Below are 3,370 nucleotides of genomic sequence, written 5' to 3' on the forward strand. Positions count from 1 at the left end.
GCTGCGGACAGCTCCGGGAGCCAGGTGTCCAGCGCGCTGCCCGCCGGGGTGGGCGCGGACGGGCGACGGGAGTCGTGCCGCCCCGGGGGCCGGGCGAGCGGCGGTCTGGGCGGTCCCGCCGGCCGCGGTGTGCTCGTGCCCGGCGTTGGGGTGCGCGGCGTGATGGATGACCCGCCGGCCATGACGGCCCGCCTGCCCATCAGTGGCACGCCGGAGCGCGGCCGGACCGGAGTGGACGGCCCGAGCAGGGCCCGGCAACGGCGCCGGCCAGAGCGCACCGGCCAGGCCACCACCGCCGCCGCCACGATCAGGAGCGCCGTAACCAGCCAGAGCAGCGGCGTCATGCCGGTCCCGCCGCGCCGGGCCACGGTTCGCTGAGGATCGGCGGCACCGCAACCCCCCGGCCCCGGAACAGGGTGGCCAGTGCCCGCCCGGCCAATCCGATGCCCCGTCCCCGGAGCCAGGCCGGCACGACAGTGACCAGTCGGTCGGGCCCTTCTGGCAGCAGGAGACAGACCGACTCCAGCACCCGGCCGTCGGACCCACGACGTACCTGAAGGAGCACCTGCAACGCAGCGGCCACCTGGGCGTGCAGCGCCGCCCGGGGCAGCCCGCCGAGCAACCCCAGCGCCTCCAGCCGGGCCGGCACGTCCGCCGGGGTGTTCGCATGCAGCGTCCCCGCCCCGCCGTCGTGGCCGGTGTTGAGCGCGGCGAGCAGGTCGACCACCTCCGCGCCCCGGCACTCCCCCACCACCAGCCGGTCGGGGCGCATCCGCAGTGCCTGCCGGACGAGTTCGCTGAGACCGACGGCGCCCGATCCCTCCACGTTGGCCGTGCGCGCCTGGAGCCCGACCACGTGCGGGTGCACGGGATGCAGTTCGGCGGCGTCCTCGACCAACACGATCCGCTCGGTCGGCGGGACCATCCCGAGCAGTGTGTTGAGCAGAGTGGTCTTGCCCGAACCGGTGCCGCCGGTGACCAGGTACGCGAGCCGGGCCGCGACGACGGCGGCGAGCAGCGGGGCGACGGGGCGGGGCACGGTGCCGTGGCGTACCAACTCGTCGAGGGTGAACGGCTGTTGCCGGAAGGTACGCAGGGACAGGTAGGGCCCGTCGGTCGCCACCGGTGGCAGGACGGCGTGCAGCCGGGTGCCGTCGGGCAGCCGCGCGTCGGCGTACGGGCAGCCGTCGTCCAGCCTGCGTCCGGCGGTCGCGGCAAGCCGCTGCGCCAGACGCCGTACGTCGTCGACGGTACCGATCGGCACCGCCACCTGACGTAGCCCGTCGCCTCGGTCGACCCAGACCCGTACCCCGTTGACCAGCACGTCGGTGACCTGCGGGTCGGCCAGCAGCGGGGCGAGTGGCCCGGCGCCGACGAGGTCGTCACGCACCCGGTCGGCTATCCGCAGCACGGCGGTGTCGCCGAGAACGGCGGCGGTCGACTCGGCGCGTACGGCGGAGACGATCGCGGCCGGGGTGACCGGGGTGACGTCGCCGGCGATGCGCTGCCGTACCCGGGCCGACAGATCGTCGGGGTGCGCGGTCATGCCGCACCCGGCACGGGCAGGCCGGTCAGTTCGCCGACGAGACGACGGCAGAGCGTGGCCAGTGGCCCACGCCCGCCCGCTGTAGGGGCTTCGCCGCGTTCCAGCCCTCGGCACAGTGCCGGCTCGGGCCGGAGCGTGCCGGCGAGCGGCAGCGCCAGTGCACGGGCCACCTCGACGGCCTTCAACCGCCCGGGGGCGGGGCCCCGCACGATGACGCCGAGCGCCGCGCAGTGCGGCGCGGCGGCGGCGACCACCCGGGCCGCCGCCGCAGCGGCTCGCAGCTCTGCGGGGACGACCAGGTACGCCTGATCGGCCGCCTGTAACGCGACGACGGCGGCGTCGTCGAGCTGGCGGGGCACGTCCACCACGACGAAGTCCCGGCCCCGACGGGCGGCATCGACCGTGGCGGCCATCGCCTGGGCGGGCAGGGCGAGCAGGTCGCCTCGGTCCCAGGAGAGCACCACCAGGTCGCCGCGGCTGGGCAACGCCTGCACCAGCGCGGGGGCGTCCACCCGGCCGTCGGCGTCGGTGAGCGCTGGCCAGCGGAGGCCGTCCAGTTCCTCCCAGCCGAGCACCAGGTCGAGGCCGCCGCCGAGCGGGTCGGCGTCGACGAGGAGCGTACGCAGCCGGGCCCGGGCGGCGGTGACCGCGAGCCCGCCGGCGAGGACGCTGGCCCCGGCACCACCTCGGCCGCCGAGCACCGCGACCGTGCGTGCCGGCCGGTCGAGCCGGGCGTCCACCCGGCATTCGGTGAACCGGTCCACCAGCCAGGGTTCGGCGGCCGGGAGGGTGGCGACGTGTTCGGCGCCGACGAGTTCGGCGACCTCCCAGCCCGGGTCGATCTCCCCGGTGCGGCCGACCATCACGGTACGCGTCCGCCGGGGCAACCGGGCTCGCAGGCACGCCTGGGCCTGGTCGTGGCCGATCAGAACGAGCGGGGCGGGCAGCCAGCGGGCCCGTGCGGCGGCGGGGTCGGCGGCCAGTTCGACCTCGGTGCCGCCCGCCGCGGCGAGCCGGAGCAGTTCGTCGAGGAGGTCGCTGTCGGCGGTTACCAGCAGCGGCAGTCGGCGCGGCGGTGCGGTGGTACGGAGGGACATCACGCCTCCAGCGGTCGGGCTCGGGTGTCGACCGAGACCCTGCTCCGGTCAACACCGGCCCGCCGGCCCTCCGCCGTCACCTGTGGATGACGACACCTCCTGTGGACAGCCACCACGCCCGGCGATGATCTGCTAAGCGCTGCGTCACGACCGCGCCGCCACCCAGCCTGCTACGAGCAAAAGTTACGTTTTTCCACCCTGTGGAGCCATTGACGGCGGGGAGCGCTCTCCCCGGATAATCGTTCCCCAGTGCCACCAGTGGAGTGGCTCCGCACACCCTCCGAAACGGGCCATGGCCAAATCATCCGACGAAACACCTCCCATCGGCGCGACCCTGCGTATCGGTGGTTGGCTGCCCGACTCCCGCCAACCGGCCCAGCCACCCGCGCCGCACCCCGACCCCATCCGGGACCGGTGGCAGCAGTCCGTGCCCGCGCCGTCCCGGCAGACCACCCAGCCGCCCTTACCGGCGACGTCCCAGAGATCCCCCGACCACCCGACCCGGACGCTGGTACTCGGCTGCCTCGCGGTCGGCGTGGTCGCCATGCTGGTGTTCGCACTCGCACCGCTCTGGTTCACCGCGCCCCGGCCCGAGCCGGGTGGAACGGCGTTCGTCCCGGCGCCCGGGTTCACTCAGGCCCCGGCCCCCGACCCGGTCAGCGCCACCGAGGACGCCACCTTCTCCCCGGCACCGGCCTCGCTCTCCACCCGGGCCACAGTGCCGTCC

Annotated in this window: 3 protein-coding genes and 1 pseudogene; 2 read left to right on the plus strand and 2 right to left on the minus strand. The window is 75.4% G+C overall.

From position 1 onward, the window contains the following. On the plus strand, nucleotides 1-378 hold a 378-nt coding region (locus E1193_RS32655; protein WP_207922938.1), incomplete at its 5' end, for a hypothetical protein. Here E1193_RS32655 and E1193_RS30610 read toward each other — a convergent pair. Together E1193_RS30610 and ssd are read right to left on the minus strand one after the other, a co-directional pair. Next, the gene (locus E1193_RS30610; RefSeq protein WP_132186609.1) at nucleotides 341-1,546 is read right to left on the minus strand and encodes a TadA family conjugal transfer-associated ATPase; all 1,206 of its coding nucleotides are present in this window, start codon (nucleotides 1,544-1,546) and stop codon (nucleotides 341-343) included. The genes E1193_RS32655 and E1193_RS30610 overlap by 38 nt on opposite strands. Then, nucleotides 1,543-2,643 carry a septum site-determining protein Ssd gene (ssd, locus tag E1193_RS30615; RefSeq protein WP_132186610.1) on the minus strand — a complete coding sequence of 367 codons (1,101 nt, stop codon included), beginning with the start codon at nucleotides 2,641-2,643 and terminating at the stop codon, nucleotides 1,543-1,545. Before ssd ends, E1193_RS30610 begins: the two co-directional genes overlap by 4 nt. Before the next feature lie 292 nt (nucleotides 2,644-2,935). Here ssd and E1193_RS30620 point away from each other — a divergent pair. Next, nucleotides 2,936-3,370, plus strand: a pseudogene (locus E1193_RS30620) (hypothetical protein); the annotation flags it as partial.

This window comes from Micromonospora sp. KC606, assembly GCF_004348675.1.
Lineage (GTDB): Bacteria > Actinomycetota > Actinomycetes > Mycobacteriales > Micromonosporaceae > Micromonospora.